This is a genomic window from Rhodococcus sp. YH1, from assembly GCF_009939605.1.
In the GTDB taxonomy this organism is placed as follows: Bacteria; Actinomycetota; Actinomycetes; order Mycobacteriales; family Mycobacteriaceae; genus Rhodococcus; species Rhodococcus aetherivorans.
This window is the reverse complement of sequence record NZ_WVTE01000214.1, coordinates 29,619-51,446: the sequence shown is the minus strand read 5'-3', so window position 1 is coordinate 51,446 and position 21,828 is coordinate 29,619. Positions and strand designations below refer to the sequence as shown.

Sequence of the window (21,828 nt, the reverse complement as noted above, 5' to 3'; positions counted from 1 at the left end):
CCTCCGCGACCACCCTGGTGGTGTGGATCGACGACGACTGGCGGCTGAACCTGCCCAGCAACGACACCGCCACCATCACCGCCCTCGACGCGCTGCCGTCGGAGCTGGTCGACCTCGAGGAGACCCGTAAGTGACCGAGCAGAACACCACCGACTCGACCAACGAGAAGAATACTCCCTCGCTCGAAGCCGAGAACGAACGCGCATCGTCGGCCACCAAACTCACCATTGGCTTGGCGGCGGTGGCCATCATCGTCGTCGTCGGTGTCGTGGTCAGCCTGGTGATGGTCTTCCGAGGCGAGGACGCAGAGCCGTTGGTCTCTCTCGATCCGACCACCGGCAGTAGCGCTACCGCCCAGGACAAGGACGGACTGTTCGAGCCGGACCCGGTCTTCGACAAAGGCAACCGTGTTATCTACGTGCCGCTCGAGCCCCACGGTGTGATCCTGTCCGACACTCTGGCCAGCTCGAACCGTCCGGCGGACCAGGCCCCTAGCGGGGTGATGCTCCAGCGCATCCACGGGAACATGGACCTGCCGTTCTCGACTTCCGATGGCCCCACCGGGTTCACCGACAACGGTGTCGCCACCGGGTTCTCTCGCACCGCGCAAGGAGCGGCACTCGCCGCTGCGCACTACTTCGCATATGTGACCGGGGGCGCGGATCGTCTCGAACTGCTCGAACAGGCCGGGAAACTGTCCGATCCGACGGGGCAGTTCGCCGACCTGGGTCTACCCGACAGCATGGCGACCGCGGCTCTGCCGATGATCAAAGTGATCTTCAACCCCGACCTGGCCCTCGTGAAGTTCGGCTACACCGCGGAAATGGATGATGGCTCCACGAAGGTTGTGGCCTCGAAGATTCCGATGGTGTGGCGCGAGGACACCGGGTGGGTTCTCAAGGGCGACGCGACTGCGTTGGGTGTCGAGTACGAGCCGGTGCCGGCCGACGGGTGGCAGCAATGGTGGTGAATCGCAGCCTGTTCACGGGCTTTCTGCGCCTGCTGATTACTGCGTGTGTCGCGGTGGTGGTCACTTTCGGCGTGGCAGGTACGGCGTTTGCACAGGAAACAGAGGACTCCTCGACGGATTCGTCCAGCACCAGCGCCGATAGCTCCGAAGTCGAAGAGCAAGACTCGGGTTTCTCGTTGTCTGAGGGTGCTGGAATCTTGACCTGTACCCCAGGCGGCACGGCTGTCAGCGCAGCTTTGAAGGGGATCGGAGCTCTCGCGGACATCGATACGGATTTCGTACCGAGCTGCGGCGAAGGTGTCGGTGAGGTTGTCGATGCCGGTGTGGGCAAGCTTGAAGAAGTAGCTGGCGGTGTCGCGGAAGGCGCGGTCGAGAAGACCGCACTGTGGATCGGCAACGCCGGTGTCGCGGTCCTGAAGTTCGCGCTCGGATGGTGGATCACCGGTACCGAGATGGACGGGGACACCTTCCAGGCCACGGTAGCGACGGTCAACGACTACACCTTCTACATCCAGGTCGCGGCCCTGTCGTTGTCTCTGATCCTGCTCGGCGGCCGGCTGGCACTGGCCCGCTCCGGCGCGATCCGCGACACCTCGGAAGAGGGCCTCAAGCAGATGGGCCGTGCGGCGTTGCTCGCCGGGGGAGCATCGACGCTGATCGTGCTCGGCACCGAACTGTCGGACCAGATTTCGGCCTGGTTCATGGACAGTGCGGTCGGCTCCGACCCGTCCCGACTGGCCGAAGCGATGGTCTCGATCTACCTGTATTCGGGTCCGGCCGGGGTGGGCCTGCTGTTTCTGATCGGCATCATCGGCATGCTCGGCGGGTTGATGATGGCGTTCTTGATGCTGCTGCGCACCGGCATTCTCGTGCTCATGGCAGCGGCGCTGCCGATCGCCGGCGCGGCCGGAGGCACCAAGGTCGGCAGCCAGGCATACGAGAAGATGCTGGCCTGGACGATCGCGTTCTTGCTGGTCAAACCGGTCGGGGCGTTCGTGATCGGGGTCTCGGCGATCCTGTTCCTCGAAGCCACCCCGACCATTACCGACCCCGAGAACGGCGACGGGTTCATGGCCTTGTCCGGGGTCATCACCTTGTGCGCTGCGGCGCTGGTGCTGCCTGCCCTGATGCGGTTGATCGTCCCGAACGTCGGTGCACTGGGGGGCGGCGGCAGCGGCCTGGCCGCAGCCGCCGGCGTGGCCGCGGTCGGCGCGAAGGTCGGCGGGATGATCGCCACCGGCGGTGCCAGCGGCGCAGCATCCGGCGCGGCGACCACCAGCACCACCTCATCGAGCATCTCGAATTCTCCGAGTGGGGCTACCCCGTCGGGTTTCGGGGCCGCAGGGGGTGCCGGGGGTGGACAGGCAGGCGGCAATCAGAACGGAACTCCGTCCGCCCGTGATGGCAGCGCCGCCGTCGGCAGTGGTGGCCCGCAGGGCAACGACTCGGGCACCCCCGGTGCCGCTGCGTCCGGCAGTTCTGGAGTGGGCGGTTCCGGTCACTCCGGCTTCGATGCGCCTGTGGCGACGGGGGCCGGTCACCAGTTCAACCGAGGGGGCTTCGAACAGTGAGCAACGAGCCGACATTCAACACCTACGGCAACTGGCGCCGGCCCCGCAGCACCGGCCTGCTCGGAGCCACCTTCGGCACCTCGATCGCAGGGATCGCCGCCGCAGCCGTCGTCATCATCGCGGGCCTGTTCCTCGGCATGACGGTCGCATTGCTGCTGGCCATCCCGGTGATCGTGTGCTTCATCCCCCTGGTCATCTCCCGTGACGGCCGCTCCGGCTACGAAAGGGCACTGATGCGATTCCAGTTCTGGCGCGGCCGCCGCCGCGGTGAGCACGCCTACGCTTCGGGCACGTTCTCCCGCGTTCCCGGGCGGGCCTACCGTCTTCCCGGCGTGCTCGGCGAGACCGAGCTCTACGAAGGCATCGACTCCGACGGGCGCACCTTCGGCATGATCCACATGCCCAGTAAGAATGCCTACACCGTCGTCTTCGACGCCTACCCCCAAGGCGCCGAAGCCGTCGACCAGGACGTGATCGACCACTATGTCGGCAACTGGGCACAGTTTTTGTCCGGGGCCGGTGAGACCTCGGACATCCTCGCGGTGGTCACCACCGTCGAGACGCTGCCCGAGACCGGCATCGAGCTGTACGAAACGGTGCACCAGAACACCCGCGCCGACGCCCCGCAGCTGGCCCGCGATGCGGCCTACCAGCTCGCCACCGGCTTGACCTCCGGCGGTATCCGCCTCGCAGCGAGGATCGCGATCACCTTCGAAGCCAAGACCACCGAACGCAAACAGGACCCTTCCGAGCAGGCTGTCGAACTCGGCCGGCGTCTGCCCGGTCTGACGGCGTCGGCAGCACGCTCCGGTGTGCCCTGCTCGCCGATGGATGCCGACGAGATCATGGCGTTCGTGCGCCGCTCCTATGACCCGGCCTCGCTCGTCGATGTGGAAGCCGGCGTGTACTCCGGCGAGGGCACGGGGTTGACCTGGGAGGACTGCGGTCCGCGGACCGCCCTGGAAAGCGCCGACGGCGGCAAATACGTCCACGACGGCGCGGTGTCGGTGACCTGGGAGATGCGCGAAGCACCCAAGGGCGCGGTGACCGAACGGGTGCTGCAGCGCCTGTTGGCCCCGAACGAGGCGGTGCCGCTCAAGCGGGTCTCGGTGCTCTACCGCCCGCATTCGGCCGGGGAAGCCACCGACATCGCCGACAGCGACTACCGCAACGCGATGGCCGAAGCACATGGTGGGTCGCTCAAGAACGGATCGATCGGTTCGGCGAAGTCGCAGATCGAGCTGGCGGCCACGGCCCAGGCCCGCATGGAACAGGCCCGTGGCGCCGGGATGGTGCGCTTCGGCGTGCTGGTGACCGTGACCGAACCGGCCGGCAGCTCCGATGTGCCGAAGATCGACGCCCTGGTCGAGGACCTCTCGCGCCAGAGCCGACTGACAATCCGCCGCTCGTGGTGCTGGCAGGCCGCAGCGTTCGCGGCCTCCCTCGGTGTCGGGGTCATCGCCCCCGACCACACCACCATTCCCAGCTTCCTCAGCAACTGAACACGCAAAGGGCACATCCATGAGTGCACGCAACGCCACGAGATCGTCGCGGCTGCTCACAGCGCAGAAGATCGCCAAGACTCTGCTGTCGGACGACGAGTTGTCCCGGCTCGAAGAGCAGGCCGCCACCGCCACCGGGCTCACGAAGGCATGGAAGAAAAGCCTGGTCAATCGCCAGTACAGTCGCCGGGCGACGGTGGAGCGGTTGACCCGGATCAATTCCGACGGCTTCGACCGCCCGCTCGCCGATCTCGACGATCGCGGATTCGACGGGGTCGGTGGTGGCCGGATGTCCACGGTGATGCCGCCGGTCGAATACCGGGGCACCTCGGTTCAGGTCGCTGGGATCTACCCGTGGATCGTCGGCGCGAAGGCCCCGCTGCTGGGTACCCCGCTGGGTCGGCATCTGACCACCGGCGCGGCCGTCGGCTTCGATCCGCTCTACGCCTGGAAGATGAAGGCGATCACCGCCCCGTCCTGCTTCATCTGCGCCCTCAACGGATTCGGCAAGTCGACGCTGCTGCGCCGGATCGCCCTTGGCGATATTGCGCGAGGCACATTGGTGCTCGTGCCCGGTGACGTCAAGCCGGACCTGCGGGTGCTCACCGAGCAGGTCGGCGGGCAGGTCAGCGAGGTCGGCTACGGCACCGGCGCGATCAACCCCCTCGATCGCGGCCCGATCGGCGACGCGATCGAGCAGTTGCCCGCAGGTTCGCTCGAACGGGAGAAGGCCGAGTTCGCGCTGCACGCCCGCCAGCTGAACATGATCTGCGCGCTGCTCGAGATCGTCCGCCGTGGCCCGCTGAAGGACTTCGAGGAAACCCTGCTCGCCTCGGCGATCCGGTTGCTCTACGCCCCGGGCTCACGGTTCGACAACGACCACGCCGCCCGCCTCGAGGACCTGCTGACGCTGATCTCGACCGGCCCCGAGGAACTGATGGACGACGCGGTGGCCGACACCGACGACGAATACCGCGGTCAGATCAAACCGCTGCTGCGCTCGCTGCGCGCGTTGGTCAAAGGCCGGTTCGGAGAGACCTTCAACCGGCACAGCACCGTGCGGATCGATATCACCAAGCCGATGGTCGATTTGGACATGTCCTCGGTGCCGCCCGGCGACGAGTTGATGCGGGCTGCGGTGCTGCTCGCCGGATGGAACGAAGCGTTCGCGGCGGTGGAAGCGGCGCACATCCTGGCCGACAACAAGGTGCCCGGTGCCAAGGCTCTGGCGGCGCACATCATCTTGGACGAGGTCTGGCAGGTGATCGCGACCGGCAGCTCGGCGGTGGCCCGGTTGGATGCGGTGCAGCGGTTGCAGCGGTCGATGGGTGTGGCGATGACGATGGTCACGCACTCGCTGGCGGACTTCGAGAAGGTCGGGGCGCTGGGCATGATCGAGCGCTCCCGCGCCCGGATCGTCGGCCCGGTCCCCGAGGCCGAACTCGACCGGCTCGGCCGGTTCATGAAGTTCTCTCGCGCTGAGCGGGCGATGGTGACCGGCTGGGCCAACGACAGCACCTCCTCGGTGGAGGAGAAGAAGGCACTGCGCCAAGCACGCCGCAAGGTCACCGGAGACGGCGATGGCACCGTCTCGGCGGGCAGTAAGCGCACCGCCGCCGGTGTCGGGCATTTCCTGCTCAAGCTCGGCGAAGGCGCAACACCGGGCACCCCGTTCAAGGTGTGGGTGCCCCAGGCAGAAAAGGATTCCGGGATTCACGACACCGATGCCCGTCTGCGGGCTGCCGATGAGGATCGAGCCAAGGAGTTCGCCGCATGAGCCGGCGTGGCCGTCCCGGCCGTCGCCGGTACACCCTGGTCGATGACCTCACTCGTGAGGCCGCGATCGAAGTGGTTCTGGGGCGCATGAAGGTAGGGGTCAGCTTCACCGCTGCTACGCGAGCGGCTGCGGCGCAGCTGGATGTGGCCGAGACGACGGTGCGGGGCTGGGTCAACCGCTCCGGCCGGCGCCCTCGCCGCACACCGCAGGAAGTCGCCGCCCTGGAGGCGGAGCTCGCACTGGCGCAGGACCTGAACCGGGCGCTGGCACGCAAGCACGGCATCGCCGCTGAGGATCTGAGCCTGCGGTGAACACCAAGGGGGGTACCGGCCTGATCGCGCTGATCCTGGCGCTCACACTGATTCCGTTCTTCCTGCTCCTCGTGCTGGTGATGGGGATCCAGGACGAACAAGACCGTCAGGCCGGCACGAGTTGCCTCGGCCCCGGTTCGGGTGTGGGGTCGGGGGACCGGCTCGCACCGACCGGCTCGTTCCTCAAACCGGTCGATCCCTCCGCCGTCACCCTCACCTCCAGGTTCGGTGAGCGGTGGGGGACCCAGCATCAGGGCATCGACCTGGCCGGGGCCATCGGCACCCCGATCTACGCCTCGGCCGACGCGGTGGTGCGCCATGCCGGCCCCGCCAGCGGGTTCGGGCAGTGGGTGGTCCTCGACCACGTGCAGGGTGGGCAGCTGGTGTCCACCGTGTACGGGCACATCGACACCTACACCGTCGCCGTCGGCGAGCAGGTCCGCGCCGGTCAGCAGATCGCCACCGTGGGCAATCGCGGGGAATCGACCGGCCCGCATCTGCACTGGGAAGTCTGGCCCGGCGGCTGGGGCACCGCAGCGGTGGACCCGTTGCCCTACTACGACTCCGCTCCCGCACCGGGACAGTCCTCGGCCGGGCCACCCACCGCGGTGCCGTCCGCCCCGCCGGAGGGGAACTTGGCGCAACCGTTGCCGCCGTCGGCCGGTTCCGAGCAGGGCCTGCAGGTCGATGCGAAGAAACTCGCTCGCGCTGCCCACCTGAAGTTCGGGGACCGGATCGCGAGCATCGGGGGGTGGCGCGCCGACGGTGGCTACGCCAGCGATCACACCGAAGGTCGGGCTGTGGATCTGATGATCGCGAACTATCGCTCCGGTGACGGGGTGGCTCTCGGGGACGAGATCACCGACTACATCCTGGCCAACGCGGAGTTCTTCAATGTCGAGTACGTGATCTGGCGGCAGACCTACTACCCCGTCGGCGGTGCCCCGAGTCTGATGGAAGACCGCGGCAGCGAGACCGAGAACCACTACGACCACGTGCACATCAGCGTCCACGGTCAGGGCACCGACGAGAGGTTGGTGTCGTGGGGATCGCTGCCCGGTGGCAGCGGCAACGCCACCGCCGCGGCCGCCGACTGCCTCATCTCCGGTGAGGGTATCGGCGACCGGCTCGCCGATGGCACAGTGCCGGACGAGTTCGTTCCGTGGATCGAGCGGGCCGGGTCGATCTGCCCGCAGATCACACCCTCGCTGCTGGCCGCCCAGCTCGCCGCCGAGAACGGCTTCCGCCACGGAGACTCCGCGCCGGTATCGGTCACCGGGGCGAGGGGACCGGCGCAGTTCATGCCGGGCACCTGGGCGAGTTATGGCCGCGACTACGACGGCGACGGCCGGGTCGATGTGAACAGCATCGGCGATGCGGTCATGGCCCAGGGCCACTACATGTGCACCATCGCCGCCACCATCGACGGGGCGATCGCAGACGGGGTGGTCTCCGCACCGAACGGGCGCACCGAGCTGTATCTGGCCGGCTACAACGCCGGCGAAGGCGCCGTCCTGAACTCCGGGGGTTTCCCCACCGGGCACACCGACTACGTGGTCCAGACCCGCCCCTACGCCGACAAGATCATCGCCGCAGAACCGCAGTACCGGGCGATGGGCAACCAGTGAAAAGAGGTACACCCGTGAGGATCACACGAGTCACCATCGCGGCCGTGTGCACCGCGGCCGCCGTCGCCCTGGCGGGCTGCGGCAGCGACACCACCCGCGACCAGCACACCCGTGAGGGCAGCGACGACCACCAGGTGATCGAACCGCTCTCACCCCAGCAGATCGACGCCGACCAGACCGCGATCACCGCGATGCAGATGATCCTGTCCTGGCAGCCGGCGATCGACGAGAGCAAGGCCGACGCCCTGATCCGGGCCACACCGTATCTCGGCGGAGACCTGCTCGCCGTTGCCGAATCCGGCAGCCGTGCCGACGTCCGGCCCGATGCCGACTGGCAGCAGTGGGCCGCGGCGAAAGACGCGGTCACGGCGGTGTGCGCCCATTCGGACACCACTCCGGCGGCCCCGGCCGGGATGCGCACCGTGGTCCTCGACGTGATCTGCACCCAGACGGTGCTGCACGCCAGCGGGCAGACCACCCGCCTGACCCCCCAGCTGTGGCGCACCACCATCGTCCGCACCGACGACGGGTGGCGACTGACCGATTACCGATTCCAGCAGTAGAAGGGGGCGCACAAACGATGGCACACACCAGACGCGAGCGACCGCGCAGCTCCTCGGCCGCCGACGAGGTGTTCCTCAAGGCGTTCCCGGCCCTGCTGGTGGCGGCCTATCTGCCGACGATCGCCTACAACACCGGCGGGGGAGCAGACCCCACCTGGAACCCGATCGGCTTGTTCTTCGCCCTAGGGTTCGGCTCGACGAGCTGGCCGGCCGGCGCAACCATCATCCTCGGTGTCGAGCTGGTCCTGCTCGCCGCTCTCGCCGGGTTCGGATGGTGGGCGCTGCGCCGGTTCGGGGTGCTCGAGACAGTGCAGGGCAAGCAGTTCGAACAGCGCATCGACCGCCTCGCCCGCACGATGGTCGACCCGAAGGAGGTCGATGAGGCCGACCCGACGTACCTCGCCGCCTCCACCGACCGGCTCGCCCCCGCCATCTCGCAGACTCATCCCGGCTATCTCGGTATCCCTCTCGGACACACCGTGGTCGGGGATCGCACGCTGCGAATGACCTGGGAATTCGTGGCGATCGCTTTCGCCGGCGCCCGCATGGGCAAGTCCGCCTCGTTCGCTATTCCCGCGATCTGCCACGCCCCGGGGGCGGCGCTGGTGGCCTCGAACCGCGGGGATGTGTACTCGCACACCGTCGGCATCCGCCGCGAAACAGGACGGGTATGGGTGTTCGACCTGCAAGGCGTGTCTACCGGCAACCGACAAGAACGTGCGAGCTTCTGGTTCGACCCGCTGCGCACCGTCACCGACCTGCCTTCTGCTGCGGCGGTGTGCGGCTACTTCATCTCCGCTGCCACCGATGCCGGTGCCCGGGTCGATGCCTACTTCGACGGCAACGCCCGCGATTTGTTCGCCTCCTACCTGCTCGCCGCGGCTCTGGCCGGCGGGGACATCCGGCATGTGGTCGAGTGGCTGACCCACACCCAGTCGCAGATCCCTCCGGCCGTGCTCGAGCAGTACGGCTACCCGGAGCTGGCCCGCACGATGCGCGGCAAGCAGGCCGTCAACGCCAAGCAGCGTGACGGCTTCTACGACATGGCCCGGCGCTTCCTCTCGCCGTTGGACGAGCCTCGCTATGCCGAAGCGGTCCTGCCGAACCGTCGGGTGGTGATCGGCACCGACCAGTCCGGCCGGGTCACCGTCACAGAGGGGGAGCACGTCCACGACTTGCCGGAGTTCATTTCCGCCGAGTTCGCCCGCCGCACCGACACGATGTATGCGCTGTCCAAGGACGGCCCCGGCTCGTCCTCGGCGATCTCGAGTGCCCTGGTCGGGCAGATCCTTACCTGCGCCGAGGAATACTCCGAGCAGCAGGAATCGGAGCGGATGCCGATCCCGCTGACGGCGGTGCTCGACGAAGCTGCCAACATCTGCAAGATCGAGGACCTACCCCGCTGGTACTCGCACTTCGGTGGCCGCGGCATCATCCTCATCACCTTCTTCCAGTCCCCCTCCCAAGGGGAGAAGGTCTGGGGACGCGAAGCCTTCAAGTCCATGGTCGATGCGTGCAGCGTCGTCTGGTACGGCGGCAACGTCGAAGACGACGCCTTCCTGTCCGGCCTGGTCGATGCGGTCGGCACCCACTACGTCGACACCGAGTCCCGCAGCCGTCCCACCGGCTTCTTTTCCAGTGGTCAGGCGAGTGTGTCGAGCAGCTGGCAGAAGGAGAACATCTTCGAAAAGCGGGACCTGCGGGCCCTGCCGAAAACCCGTGCGCTGGTGACGATCGGCGGCTCCACCCCGATCCTGGTCCGCAAAGCATTCTGGGGGAACTCGCCGTTCGCCGAAGCAATTCGCCAATCCCAGCGTGAGAGCAAGCAGCTCGCACCGGCCAAGCAGAAAGCCCTGACCGTCGGCGAATCCGACCGCGCCGACGTTGCGGCCACCCTGGAGACGTTGCCCGAGGACCGCCCCGATACGACGCCGATCCCCGTCGAACCGGTGCCGGACACCTCTCGCGCCGACCGGCTCTTCCACTCCGAATTTCTGACGAAGGACTGACCATGGTCGAGATCAACACTGCAGCCCCCGACGAATGGGACACCACCAACGAAGCACCAGACGGCGACGAGTTCGGTGCCACCGATGACTACGACCCCGCCGACGAATACGACGGTGAGGACACCGACTCCTACGAGGATGACGAACTCGCGGACGAGCTGACCGAAGATGGCAATCAGAGCGAAGACGAACCAGAGGAGAAACAACCGAAGTTCAAGAACGTCATCGAGTTCGTCGAAGGCTTCTTCGTCCCCGTGATCCGCCGCCGGATCAGCGATAACGACGGCGGCCTGTCCTGGGACCCGAGATGGTGGGCCTACCCCGAAGTCGTCGCCCGCCTGACAGCACTGCACCAGGCATGGGAAGAAGCACGCGCCTCCGACTCCATGTCAGCCATGTCCTCGTGGTGGATCCAGCACCTCGAACCCCACCTGCGCGTCATCCTCGACGGCGACACCGGACCGATGGCCAACGCTAAGGCCGACCGCAGCTTCATAGGATGGCCAGCAATGCCGTCGGACCCTGTTCCGGCCGAAGTACTCGACGCAATTCTTAATCAGAACAGCTGACCTGTAGAAACCTATGTCCAAAAGGGGAGAGCGAGGCGCCTTCGATGCACGGGTCTTCTTCGATACCTCTTCCACTGCGGTTACTACGGTCGGCGACGTTCCTTCTGCCGCCTTGGCCGCGCGCCAAGCGGCGTGACACCACGACGGACCTTAAGCAGGTTCTCGTCCTTAGCGTTCTCGCGCACCGCCAGCCGGCTCAGAATCCGCTGCTGCGTCTCTGCCGTCCAGAACACACCGAGCCGACGCCTGGCCCGCGTGATCGCCGTGTAGAAGATGCTGTGGGAAACCCGCTCCTCGTTCGCGTCGGTGACGACGACTTTGACCGAGTCGTATTCCAGACCCTGTGCCTTGTGGATCGAGACGGCGTACGCGATCTGGAAGGGCACTAGCGTGTTGACGTCATCGTCATCGTCGTCCGAGTTCACGCGGTCGAAGACATCGAACTGGACGATCGAGCCCTCGACCCAGCGCAGGTCCGTATGGAACAGATCATCCTCGTCGACCTCTCGTTCGAGGTCGACGTCGAATGTGATGCGACCAGGCACTCGTTCGATGCCGGCGATCCTGCCCTTGAGGTTGTTGAAGATGACCGGCCGGAAGCGCTCCGTCTCGTTGAAGAGCACCGGGTCACCGACCTTGTAGGTCACCTCGCCCCAGGTCACGGCGGGGTTCGGGTTGCTCGCCTGCAGGAATCGGTTGACGTTATTGATGCCGTACAACCCGTCGTAGTTCAGACAGAGCACGATCTCGTCGTCACTCTCACGCTTGAAGAGCGCGTCGCCCAGCGCCTTCGAATAGCCGTTCTTGGCCAGCGACTCTTCGATCCGGTCGTCCAGGTTCCGCACCCGGTCCCACAAAGTGAGTAGCGCCTCGTCCTCCGTCCTCCACGGCTTAGTCAGCTCGAAGACCGAATCCTTGGGGATATAGGCGCGGACAAGGCTGAACCAGTTGCCGAACTCGATCGACTCGATCTGGTAGACGTCGCCGACGAGAACCAGCAGTTCGAAGCTGGTGTTCTTAAGCACCTTGAGCAGGCTGGCGTTGCTCAAGGTGCTGCACTCGTCGATCACGACGATGTCGTAGTGCGGCCCGAACGAAGAGCTGTTGTAGACGTGCTTGGTGACGGTGCGGAACTCGGCGTTTGGTGCATGCACCCGCCGCTTGAGGTTGTCCACGGCCGGGTTGGTGTGCGCGAGGAAGAGCTTCCGCTCGGCGGAGAAGTAGTTGGCGATGTGGTCCACCATCGTGGACTTCCCCGTCCCGGCCGCACCGTAGACGAGCGCGACCTTCGAGCGTGCGAAGAGCGCCTTCAGCGCGTGGGCCTTTAAGTCGTCGTCGACCTCGTCCGGGTTCTCATCCAGCCACTCCTGGACGTCCTCGGTGTGTCCTTCGATGCCTTCGTCCGCGATCGCCTGTAGCTTCTCAATGATCGCCACCGTGTCGTCCTCGTACCCGACGATGAAAACGTGCCCGTTCGCGTGGACTAGCTTCCGCGGCGCGTGCCGTTCGGTCGGCGGGAGAAGCCGGTTGTAGACCTCGATCAGCGCATCGACGTCACCGAGGTCTTCGCACTCCGCGGCCGCCGTGTAGATCGCTCCGTGCTGCTCGACGTTGTTCCTCACACGACGCGCCAGCATCTCGTGCTCGCGGCCGGTTACATCAAGACTCTCTGCGAGATCCGCGAACCGCGGAACGTGACCACTCGGGGCGGTGCAGAACGGCATCGTGTCGAAGGGTCTGCTTCGTGACGTGAGTCGGAGCCCCGACAGCCAGCTGTTCGGCGTAGATTCGTACTGACTCTTGATCCACTGATTGCGCATCTGGAGCATCAAATACCGCAGCACGCGAGCCCCGGCCCGGTTCGCGCGGATGAGTGCCCGCGCCTCGTCGAGCGCAGGGAAGATCATCGCCAATCGACGGGAATCGCTGAGAGCCCAGTTTCGGATCTGGTTGTAGCTCGCGTCGGTCATGTCGACGAGGTCGAGGAGGCTGGATCGGGTTGTCGTCAGGTATTTCATCAGGTTGCGGTACTCAGCATGGCCGGACTGAACGCGGGTTGACTGGCCGAAGAATCGGGCGAAGTTGTCGAACTCGCAGGGGCGTATCGAGACCTCCCATGACCGGATGATCAAGATCGGCATGGTTTGCCCTAGCACCGTGATCGACTCTCTCGACAGGTCCAGGTAGGCCGCGTACTTGTCGGTCATGTCGATGTCGGTGAACGCGATCGTGCGGTCAAACTTGCTGGTCCAGTTGTGGGCCACCGAGAAGGTGACCTCGTAGTAGATCTTGCCGCCGAAGAAGAAGGGCCGCGAGCTGTGGATGTAGTAGCGTTCGCGACGACGCTCAGCCTGTGTCGTCCGGACTGCTTCGATACGCTTTGCGATCTTCTCGTGGTATTCCCGGAGAGATGGATCGAGGTCCACTGGGAACGCCTCAAGGTTGCCGAGGATCGCGATGCCGAACTCTTTCGAGGCGAGGTCGCGCGTGCGGAGCAAGTACTCGTAGTACTTGAGCATTAGCCGCTCGGACGGATCGCCGTCCAACGTGTAATGCGAAGCACTGGCCTGGAGCAGGTTGTGAAACCTACTCAATAAGCGGAATTTTGCCTTTGCTTTGACCTCGTCCAGTGCAGGCCCTACCTGGTTGTAATGGAACTCGGCGGAAGGATCGTTTAGATGCGCCCAGACGATGAGCCCTTCGAGCAGGTTCCGAAGCTGGGAGAGGAGGTTTTGGGAGAGAAGTCCGCGATCGTCACCGAGATTGGCGATGTTCTGGCAGATCACGCTGTCGGCGCTCTGTACTTGTTGCTTTACCGATGCCACGGCCGTCAGGCCTCACTGTCGACAAGACGCAGTACCGGGCGCTGGTCCGTATCACCGAGCAGGCCACGGACTTGGCTGGCGCTGAGCTTTAACGCCTCGGCGAGGACGGGCATCCCTGCACCGTGGTCGCCTGCCAGCTTTGCGGCCTTCTTCAGGAGCGATGGCGTCTCCCCTGGGTACGCGCTTGTCGGATCGGCCAACGGATCGTCGGTCATGGCCAGGCGTTGGTAAGCCCGGCGGGCCGAGGACTCCGTGGTGCGGCCGCGCTCGACCATTCGTCGGACGAGCGAGTGCGGCGAGACGCCCCAGGTCCGCCCGAGCCGGTCCAAAGCTGCGAGATCGAGGCGCTGTGGGAGGACCGCGTCCATCGCGGTTGCTGGCATGAGGAACGCTGCTGCGAACTCGTCAGCCTCCTTCTCGATGGCCGCGCTGTGCTCGTCCGAGTCGGCGTGCAGCAGCAGGTGCCCGATTTCGTGCGCGATCGAGAACCTGTGTCTGAAGACGTTCTCACTCCGGCGGGGCGTGGTGATGATGATCGGTCTGTCGACGATCACGACGGAGAAGGCATCGACGGCGTCAATCTCGCTGAGCGGCCGTACAGAGACGACGATGCCGTGAGACTCGGCCGTGGCTACCAGATGCTTAACTGGCCCGTCGGGTAGATCCCAGTGTCGTCGCAGGATGGCGGCAGCTTCAGCTGGCGTCGTACGGACGGGAAAGACCGGGAGATTAACCTCGGGCAGCTTGACGTACCGTTCAAGCGCGAACGTCAGCTCCCACACCAACGTCGCGGTGGCTAACGCCTTCTGCCGATCGCTGACGCGAGCGGACCGCAGGCTGCGGAAGTGCGCGTTTATGGTGTCGATGCGCGCGAGCGGTCGACCGATGCCGAAGAACTCCGGCCGCACCTTGAGTGTGCGTGCCAGTCGTTCGAGGACCTCGGGCCGCGGCGAATTGACGCCTGCCTCGTACTGGCCGATCGCAGCGGCCGAAACGCCCACCTCGCCAGCCAGCTCCGTCTTACTCGCTCCGAGGCGGACGCGCGCCTGAGTCAGCCGCGCGGGCTCGAACCGGCCGATCCCTGTGGCAGGGCGGTCGAACAGGCCTGGGCTGTCCTTACCCATCGGTTTGCGTCCGGTCCTGCAGCTCCACGACCGGTGCGACCGGCACGCCGCTATCGAACGACTCCACGTCGGACGCGGCATCGTCTGTGACGAGTTCCGGCTCCCAGATGCGCTCCTGCCCGCGCAACTCGACCTTGCCATCGTCGTCGAGTACGGCGACTGCCCACTCGACCGACTGCAGCTGGCGCGGCGTCGATTGGACCATGACGAGCACCAACGTCATGGTGTCACCGACCGCCCTAAGCACGGGACCAAGCTCGTCCGCTTCAGAATTGTTCTCGACTACCTCGTGTACCTCGTGGTCTTCCGAAAGTCTGGGGTCCCACAGTGTCGGGTCGAGAGGTTCGGCCGTGAACCCGCTCCTGCGCGTCGGGCTTGACGCGAACTTGCTCACAGCGTTCGGGTGGTTCGGGACGCGCCAGACGTACACCAGGCTGTCGTTGACCACCGGAACCTCTTGACCGCCGGGTGCGAGTTTGCAAAGCCGAAAGCCCCGGTCCTTCAGTGCGTCGCGGGTGTCGTCGAGGAGGTCCCGCCACTGGCTGCCGAACCCCATCGCATACCGCGACTCGGAAACCTGGTGCGCCTCGGCAGAAAGGACGTGCCGGGAGCGCACGGTTTCAACGATCAGGTCGCGGAGTCCTGAAACGTACGAGCCAAGGGCGTCAGCGGGCGAGTCCGGAACCATGGGCGAACCTCCTCCTGAGGCCATGTCCGGAGCCGACTATCGACCAGGACGGACTTCAGTATGACACATGATTCGTGCACATCCGCTTCAGTGCTGCACGGCTATGGAAGAGTGGCCTCACCAGAGTCACACACGAGTGTTCGTGGCTGTCGATTGTGTGCTGTCGACAGCACGCATGCTGTCGCGGATGGCCGAGTTCGACTCGATCTGATCAGGACTCGGACCCGCGAAGGCGTGGCCGAAGCGAAGAAGGCTGGCCGACTCAAAGGAAAGCAATCCAGCTGTCCGTCCTGCAACTCACACGACTGCACGCTGACTACGAATCCGGCGACTACACCGCCTCTCAGCTCACCGAAGTCGGCAGACTGTCGGGGTCGGCGATGTACGCGACCCTGCAAGGCGCCCGAGAAGAAGGGGCCTTGACCCCAGTCACTGTCTGACACGCATCAAGACAACCAGCGGCCCACCGAAGCCGGGTCGGACCACCCACGATCAAGCCCGCCGTGTACGAACGTGGTGAGTCACCTCCGCTCAGGGGACACGCGAGACCCACCACTCCGGCTTCGGTCAGTATCCGAGTGTGGCCTCCTGGCCGTGTTCGACCCCCATATCGGGGACGAACGCAGCCTCGTTCCTCGGATCGGGTTCACTTTCGATGTTGAGCATCTCGGTCACCAATCGGGGGTGACTGCTCATCGCTGCGCCCACCGCGGACAGCAGCTCCTGACTGAGCTGGTTCAGATCGACCGGGGACAGTGGCGAGGCGATGTCATCCTCGCCATTGACCGGACCGACCGCAGTAGCCACGCCACGACCAGCAGTCTCAAGCACAGGTCCGAGTTTGCTCAGGTCGCGGCCGTTCCTCTGCTCCACGCCATCCGGCGCAGGTACCTGCTGGAGTTCGTCGGAGACGTCCGCGTCCGCGAGTGCTTCCGCGGTGTTCTCCTCGTCGTAGGCGACTTTTTTGGCGAGGTCGATCCCGGTCTTTACCTCGGTCACAGCATCGGCCTGTTCCGGGAGTCTGCTCGCGTCGAGATCAGGCGCCTCTCCTCCCACCCGGCCGTCGGGGTATCTCGTCGGCTGCCGGGCCGCTTCGCTCGTGTGCTCGGGTTCGGGAACCATATCGGCCACAAGGTGCTCGTGGGACAACTCGGTGAGCTTGTCGAACGCTGGCAGGCTTTTGACCGCGACGTAGCTCAGCGCGAGGGCACCGGCGGCATCGAAGGCGCGCCTGTCGGTCTGGCGGTCGGCAGTAACACGCTCGCTGATGCGCCGGTCGATCTCCTCCGGAGGAAGCTGTGCCTGCACGTACCGGGACTGTTGCTGCCGGTATTGCTGAGCACGCACCGCGTCGAGGCGAGCTGCGTTGTCCTGTGCGAGCTTCTCCCACTTGCGGGCGGTGGAGTTCTCGCCACCGAAGTGCCGTGCTGTCGCGGCGGCGGCAAGGATCTGCACGGTGGTCTGAGTGGCCGGGGAACCATGGAAGGCGCCGAGAATGGTCTGCATCGGCTGCGGCCGGGGAACAGGCCGGCCCTGACTGCGTTCGGTGTCGACCTCGCGGATGAACGCCACCACGTCGACCACATCCTGTCTTGCCTGCACCGATGCAGGTCGTGGTGCTTGTGCCGTGGTCAATCGCGACGGTGTTCCGCGACGGCCGGCGCGGGCGTCGATGTACGCGGCCGGATCCTCCGTGGTCGTCGGTGGGCGGGTCCGGCGGAATCGGCGGGTGCGGTCGGTGTCAGCCATCGGCAGGTGTCCTCGCTTGTCTTCGTCTCGCGGTACTCACAGGTCGTGTCACATCTGCGCCTCGGGGCCGGAATTTTGCTGTGTCGGGTCCAGCTCAGGGTGCAGGTTCGCCGACGGCGGCGATACCTGCTCGGGTTCGCTGCCCCGATGGGCGCCGGGCGGGGTTCCTTCGCGGTCGCGTCGGGTGAGCTCGGCGTCGATCTGGCCGAGGATGTTCTCTTCGGTGCGCAGTCCGTCGCCCAATCGGGTGATGCGGTCGCGCACCCGGCTAATCGCCTGGTCGTCGAGGTCGCGGGCACGGTCGTAGCGCGAGGCCGAGGCCCGATTGAACTGAGCGGAACGTTCGATGATCGGCCAGTCCCGCTCCGGGGGTGCAGCGTGCTCGGCCGCCGACACAGCCGAGGTTGCTGCCGCGACCTGCTCTGCGGTCGCGGCAGGATCGGTGCGCAGCCGGTCGAGAGCAGCACGGGAGGCTCGCACCGCCTGGATCTGCTGATCTTGTCGCTCGACCTGGGCGACACGTTCGTCGACGGCGATGATCGCAGAGTCGGTGCCGCTGACGCGGGCGAGCTCCTCCTGCGCCAAAGCCAGCAGCATCCGGTCTTCGGTGAGCCGTTGCAGGCTCGCCTGGCGGGCAGCGCGTAGTTCGGTGTCGCTGTAGCGGGCATACGGTGAGGCCGACGTCGCCGAACCCGTCCGCTGCGACGGTGAAGTGGTCAGCCGGGAAATCGCTGCTTCCGCCTTCTCGCGACGGGTCCCTTGTAGGTAGACCAGCGGGTCGTGATGGTCGTCGGATGCATCGGCGACGACGCGGGAGATGGCGATGTCGCGCACGGTGGTGTTCCACAGCTTGATTCGCCGCGGATCGTCGCCGGGGGTGCCGACGGCGGCGAGCCACGGGGCGTTCTGTTCGATCGCGGTCGTGAGGTACGAGTCGATGAAGGCGTGCATCTGCTGCTGGTGAGCGCGGGCATAGGCGGTGAGGATCGGGTCCATCTGCGCCGCCGCGTCCGTCAGGGCCGGCACCTTGTAGCGCGCCAGATCGTCGCGGCGGGTGCGCGGCAACGCCGGTCCGTCGGTGGGGGAGATGCGTTCCTTGAGCGCTGCGGCCAGGACACGGCCGGGAGCGTTCGTGCCGTCGTCGAGGCGGCCGGCACGGCCGTGCTCACGCATCACCTCGACGGCCTCACGCAGCAGACCCTGAGTGTCCCAGCCGAAGGTTTCGGCCTGGGCGACAGACTTGACGATGGCCTCCCAGCCGCCGAGGTCGTGCACCCAGCCGAACTGCCGCTCGGTGAGAAGACGGCCGAGAAGCTGCTCGGTGTAGTCCTCGTACAGCGTGGACACAGCCAGTTCGTAGACCTCGGTGGCCTGTGACCACGAGGCGGCCTTGCGCTGGGCCTGTTCGATCATCTGGTGGGCGGTGCGCTGCGAACCATCGCGTTCGAGAATCTTCGCCAGCAGCCCGATCGCACCGGGGTGCTCGTCCTGGGCATGTTCGAAGTCCCAGTCGGGCAGCTCGTCGTGCGCGGCGTAGACGAGGTTGGCGAGTTTGCCGCGAGTCATCGCAACGTACAGCGACTGCCGATCCATGTTCGCCGCGGCGAGCACGTGGCAGTGGCCGACGGTCATGCCCTGCGAGCGGTGCACGGTCGTCGCGTACCCGAGCTGCACGTTCTCGGTGATGTAGTCGGCGGCGACGGTGACCTCACCTGAGCTGATGTTGTTGCGCAGCCGCAACGATCCGTCGGTGCCGATCTCGGCCACGGTCCACAGATCGCCGTTCTTCACCCGACCGAACTTGTTGCCCTCGGAATCCTTCACGACGTACTTGGAATTGTTCTTGCGGGTGACCACCACGTCCCCGACAGCAGCTTCGAGACCGTCGGCCAGGACGACACCGGGGCCGACGACGGTGCCGGTGCTGCGGTAGTAGGCGGCGGCCTTCTCGTTGAGCTCGCGCACCAGATCGTTGGTCGGGGCGACCATCAACGTCACATGGCCGGCCTCGACGTCGGCGACATAGGCGTCGAACACCATGTCCGCCAGCTCATGCGCCATGCCTTCGCGGATGCGGTCATTGCGCTCGTACCAGTCGAGGGCGTCGACGTTGCCGCTGCGTAGCAGCAGGCTCGCGTCGGCTTCGCCGTCGGTGGCGAATCGGTGCACCTTCTCGAGGAACGGTGCGCCGGTCAGATCGGCGAGATCGCGCAACACGCCCCCGGCTTCGACGGAGGCGAGCTGCTGCGGATCACCCAGCAGGCGCACCACCGCACCGGCGTCGACCGCGATGCGTGTCAGGTCTGCCAGATCCCGGGCCGAGGCCATGCCCGCCTCGTCCACGAGCAGCAAGCCGCCCTTCTCGATGCCGGTCGCGATACCGGCACGGTGGCGGGTGAGCACGTCGGCGATGGTGCGGCCCTGCACCGAAATCTCTTCTCCGAGCACTTCGGCGGCACGGGCGGACGGGCCCAGGGCGACGACTGTTCCGTGTGTGGCCTCCCAGGCGCGGGCGATCACCGTCGCGGCGGTGGTCTTGCCGGCGCCGGCCGCTCCGACTGCGACCGCGACGCGTTTCTTCGCGGTGAGGAAGTGTTCGATCATGGCGATCTGGTCGCTGCCGAGGCTGTGGCCCGCCTTCTTCTCGGCGCGGCGGATCTGGCGTCGGATCACGAAGTCGGAGACGGTGCGCTCATCACCGGTCTCGGCTTGTCGGCGCATGAAGTCCTCGGCGTCGAGGACTGATTGTGCGGTGTACCGCATCTCGGCGCGGTCCACGAGATGACTACGTACCAGGCCGTGTTCGATGCGTTCGGTGATGCGCTCCGGCCCTCGATACTCCTCGGTGAAGGTCGGCAGGCAGTAGTCCCGCAGGGCGAGTTCGAGGGCGTTGTCGTACATCGCCCGCAGCTCGTCGTCGTGGGCGAAACTGAACTCGCGCAGCTGCCGATCGAGCTCCGCGGACAGGGAGAACACCGTCCAGGTACCCACCTTGCGTGAGAGCGTATCGACCGCCTTCTCCACCACAGCAGGGACCTCATCCGGGGACATCTCGGGGCGGCGATCGCGCTCGCCCTGCACAGCATCAACCAGTTCGCCGGGATCACTACCGGCGAGGATCGCCTCGGCCCGCTCGCGCCATTCGGCCCGCAACTCGGACAGCGAACGTGGGGGATTCTTGGCGTTGCGGGTATCGAGGGTGGCCTGTTGCGCGTGAGCGTACTGCACCTTCTTCGGCGGGTTCTTGCCGTACTTGGCCTTGTACTCACGCGCCAGCTCTTCTTGGCGGTTCTCGATCGCGGAGCGGCGCGAGAATTCCTCGATGAGCGTCAACGGGATGCCCTCGACCTCGTGAACCGGCAGTTTGCCGACCGGGGTATCGGGCCTCGGGACGAAGGTGACACCGAGCTGACGGGCGACCAGATCAGCAACCCGGGTGTTGTACTTCTCCGACCCCGCAACGTTCGCCTTGTACAGGATCGTGCCGTCGATGCTCGTCCACTTGTCCTCGGCGAACACGCGGTTGAACACCGCGCAGTGAGTGTGCAGGTTCGGATCCGCGGCACGGTTGTCGTAGTGATCGAACCGGGCCACCAGCAGACCGTCGGCCTTGACCTTGCGGGCACCGCCGGCGCCGCGGCGGGTATAGATCACTTCGTTCTCGATCCACTCCAGCGTTTCGGTCACAGCTTGTGCGTGCGCCTGTTCGACCGCGGCCTTGACCCGTTCGTCCCCGAGTCCCCACAGCAACGAGATGGACTTGGCGGGTGTGAACACCAGGTCGTAACCGGCGACGGGGGAGCGGGCCTTGCCGTATTGATCGACGACGAACGTCCATATCTCGTCGTCGCTGAGCAGGTCGGCGCGCTCACCGTTCACCCGCTCAAGGTGCTTGCGGGCGGTGGCGAACTGGATGTCCTTCTTGGTCTGAGTGTCGGGGTATTCGCCGTGCTGTGCCTTGTACGCACTGCACAGTTCCTCGACGTCGTTGACGTACTCCTGGCTCTTCTGAAACCACGAAAATGCTCGACCGAGAGCTGTGCTTTCCGACCAGTCGAGACGATCTTCGAGCGGAGCATCCCTGCCCGGACGGGTGTCGAATGCGGTCGGAGTACGAGCTGCACCGAAGACCGATCGCATCGCAGATTCGGTGACTTCGGTGCCGATCTCGACGCCTACCTTCTCGGCGAGTTTTCCGCACCAGATGCCGGGCGGGGTGCCCTTGGTGACGTAGTAATCAACCGCATCGGACTTGCGGGACTCGGTGGCGTCGCCCTTGGCGACGTGCTTGGTCAGATAGACATAGCCGTCCCCGGCATTGAGCTTGTGGACGGTCATCACGGCGCCGATTATGCCACGTCGCACCTTTAGTGCATGAGGTGTGTGGGGATTTTCTGGGCGAACGGAGTTCGCACCGAGGTCCGACAGGACCTTGGGGGGTTCTGGCGGAGCAGCGGAGCTGCGGGTGTTAGGCCGGTTGGGGTGGTTTTCCGTCGGTGAGGTGAGCGAAACGGATGGCATGTCGAGGTGACGACGAAGCGT

General features: G+C 65.8%; 14 protein-coding genes. 9 read left to right on the top strand and 5 right to left on the bottom strand.

From position 1 onward, the window contains the following. The first annotated feature begins 130 nt into the window (after positions 1-130). The 9 genes from AIIKEEIJ_RS16420 to AIIKEEIJ_RS16380 are packed head-to-tail and all read left to right on the top strand — an operon-like array spanning position 131 to position 10,900. Complete coding sequence (locus AIIKEEIJ_RS16420; RefSeq protein ID WP_161996142.1) at positions 131-970, top strand: hypothetical protein; 840 nt, start codon at positions 131-133, stop codon at positions 968-970. Next, positions 961-2,541: a hypothetical protein gene (locus tag AIIKEEIJ_RS16415; RefSeq protein WP_161996141.1), complete on the top strand. Its 1,581-nt coding sequence runs from the start codon at positions 961-963 to the stop codon at positions 2,539-2,541. Before AIIKEEIJ_RS16420 ends, AIIKEEIJ_RS16415 begins: the two co-directional genes overlap by 10 nt. Beyond that, positions 2,538-4,043 carry an SCO6880 family protein gene (locus AIIKEEIJ_RS16410; protein ID WP_161996140.1) on the top strand — a complete coding sequence of 502 codons (1,506 nt, stop codon included), beginning with the start codon at positions 2,538-2,540 and terminating at the stop codon, positions 4,041-4,043. Before AIIKEEIJ_RS16415 ends, AIIKEEIJ_RS16410 begins: the two co-directional genes overlap by 4 nt. A gap of 19 nt (positions 4,044-4,062) precedes the next feature. Next, positions 4,063-5,820 carry an ATP-binding protein gene (locus tag AIIKEEIJ_RS16405; protein WP_161996139.1) on the top strand — a complete coding sequence of 586 codons (1,758 nt, stop codon included), beginning with the start codon at positions 4,063-4,065 and terminating at the stop codon, positions 5,818-5,820. Continuing rightward, positions 5,817-6,131, top strand: coding sequence for a hypothetical protein (locus AIIKEEIJ_RS16400; protein WP_161996138.1), 315 nt, complete (start codon positions 5,817-5,819; stop codon positions 6,129-6,131). The genes AIIKEEIJ_RS16405 and AIIKEEIJ_RS16400 overlap by 4 nt, the downstream gene beginning before the upstream one ends. Continuing rightward, the gene (locus tag AIIKEEIJ_RS16395; RefSeq protein ID WP_161996137.1) at positions 6,128-7,759 is read left to right on the top strand and encodes a peptidoglycan DD-metalloendopeptidase family protein; all 1,632 of its coding nucleotides are present in this window, start codon (positions 6,128-6,130) and stop codon (positions 7,757-7,759) included. Before AIIKEEIJ_RS16400 ends, AIIKEEIJ_RS16395 begins: the two co-directional genes overlap by 4 nt. Positions 7,760-7,773: 14 nt before the next feature. After that, positions 7,774-8,322 (top strand): hypothetical protein, encoded by a 549-nt coding sequence (locus AIIKEEIJ_RS16390; RefSeq protein WP_161996136.1) that lies wholly within the window; start codon positions 7,774-7,776, stop codon positions 8,320-8,322. A 17-nt stretch (positions 8,323-8,339) separates the two neighbouring features. Next, entirely contained in the window at positions 8,340-10,331 is a 1,992-nt protein-coding gene (locus AIIKEEIJ_RS16385) for a TraM recognition domain-containing protein (RefSeq protein ID WP_161996135.1), read from the top strand. A gap of 2 nt (positions 10,332-10,333) precedes the next feature. Next, entirely contained in the window at positions 10,334-10,900 is a 567-nt protein-coding gene (locus AIIKEEIJ_RS16380) for a DUF4913 domain-containing protein (protein ID WP_161996134.1), read from the top strand. Between the two features lie 83 nt (positions 10,901-10,983). Here the strand turns inward: AIIKEEIJ_RS16380 and AIIKEEIJ_RS16375 are convergent, their stop codons facing one another. The 5 genes from AIIKEEIJ_RS16375 to mobF all read right to left on the bottom strand — a co-directional run bounded on the left by AIIKEEIJ_RS16375 (position 10,984) and on the right by mobF (position 21,624). Then, entirely contained in the window at positions 10,984-13,725 is a 2,742-nt protein-coding gene (locus AIIKEEIJ_RS16375) for an AAA family ATPase (protein ID WP_161996133.1), read from the bottom strand. A gap of 5 nt (positions 13,726-13,730) precedes the next feature. Beyond that, positions 13,731-14,849: an ImmA/IrrE family metallo-endopeptidase gene (locus tag AIIKEEIJ_RS16370; RefSeq protein WP_161996132.1), complete on the bottom strand. Its 1,119-nt coding sequence runs from the start codon at positions 14,847-14,849 to the stop codon at positions 13,731-13,733. Continuing rightward, positions 14,842-15,537: a hypothetical protein gene (locus AIIKEEIJ_RS16365; RefSeq protein WP_161996131.1), complete on the bottom strand. Its 696-nt coding sequence runs from the start codon at positions 15,535-15,537 to the stop codon at positions 14,842-14,844. The genes AIIKEEIJ_RS16370 and AIIKEEIJ_RS16365 overlap by 8 nt, the downstream gene beginning before the upstream one ends. Positions 15,538-16,104: 567 nt before the next feature. Further along, positions 16,105-17,286: a hypothetical protein gene (locus AIIKEEIJ_RS16360; RefSeq protein ID WP_161996130.1), complete on the bottom strand. Its 1,182-nt coding sequence runs from the start codon at positions 17,284-17,286 to the stop codon at positions 16,105-16,107. Positions 17,287-17,334: 48 nt separating this feature from the next. Then, positions 17,335-21,624: a MobF family relaxase gene (mobF, locus tag AIIKEEIJ_RS16355; protein WP_161996145.1), complete on the bottom strand. Its 4,290-nt coding sequence runs from the start codon at positions 21,622-21,624 to the stop codon at positions 17,335-17,337. Positions 21,625-21,828 lie beyond the last annotated feature (204 nt).

Excerpts from the sequence above, each read along its gene's own strand:
- mobF (WP_161996145.1), bottom strand. The coding sequence starts at position 21,624 with ATGACCGTCCACAAGCTCAATGCCGGGGACGGCTATGTCTATCTGACC.
- AIIKEEIJ_RS16405 (WP_161996139.1), top strand. The coding sequence starts at position 4,063 with ATGAGTGCACGCAACGCCACGAGATCGTCGCGGCTGCTCACAGCGCAG.
- AIIKEEIJ_RS16400 (WP_161996138.1), top strand. The coding sequence starts at position 5,817 with ATGAGCCGGCGTGGCCGTCCCGGCCGTCGCCGGTACACCCTGGTCGAT.
- AIIKEEIJ_RS16370 (WP_161996132.1), bottom strand. The coding sequence starts at position 14,849 with ATGGGTAAGGACAGCCCAGGCCTGTTCGACCGCCCTGCCACAGGGATC.
- AIIKEEIJ_RS16380 (WP_161996134.1), top strand. The coding sequence starts at position 10,334 with ATGGTCGAGATCAACACTGCAGCCCCCGACGAATGGGACACCACCAAC.
- AIIKEEIJ_RS16360 (WP_161996130.1), bottom strand. The coding sequence starts at position 17,286 with ATGGCTGACACCGACCGCACCCGCCGATTCCGCCGGACCCGCCCACCG.
- AIIKEEIJ_RS16415 (WP_161996141.1), top strand. The coding sequence starts at position 961 with ATGGTGGTGAATCGCAGCCTGTTCACGGGCTTTCTGCGCCTGCTGATT.
- AIIKEEIJ_RS16385 (WP_161996135.1), top strand. The coding sequence starts at position 8,340 with ATGGCACACACCAGACGCGAGCGACCGCGCAGCTCCTCGGCCGCCGAC.
- AIIKEEIJ_RS16365 (WP_161996131.1), bottom strand. The coding sequence starts at position 15,537 with ATGGTTCCGGACTCGCCCGCTGACGCCCTTGGCTCGTACGTTTCAGGA.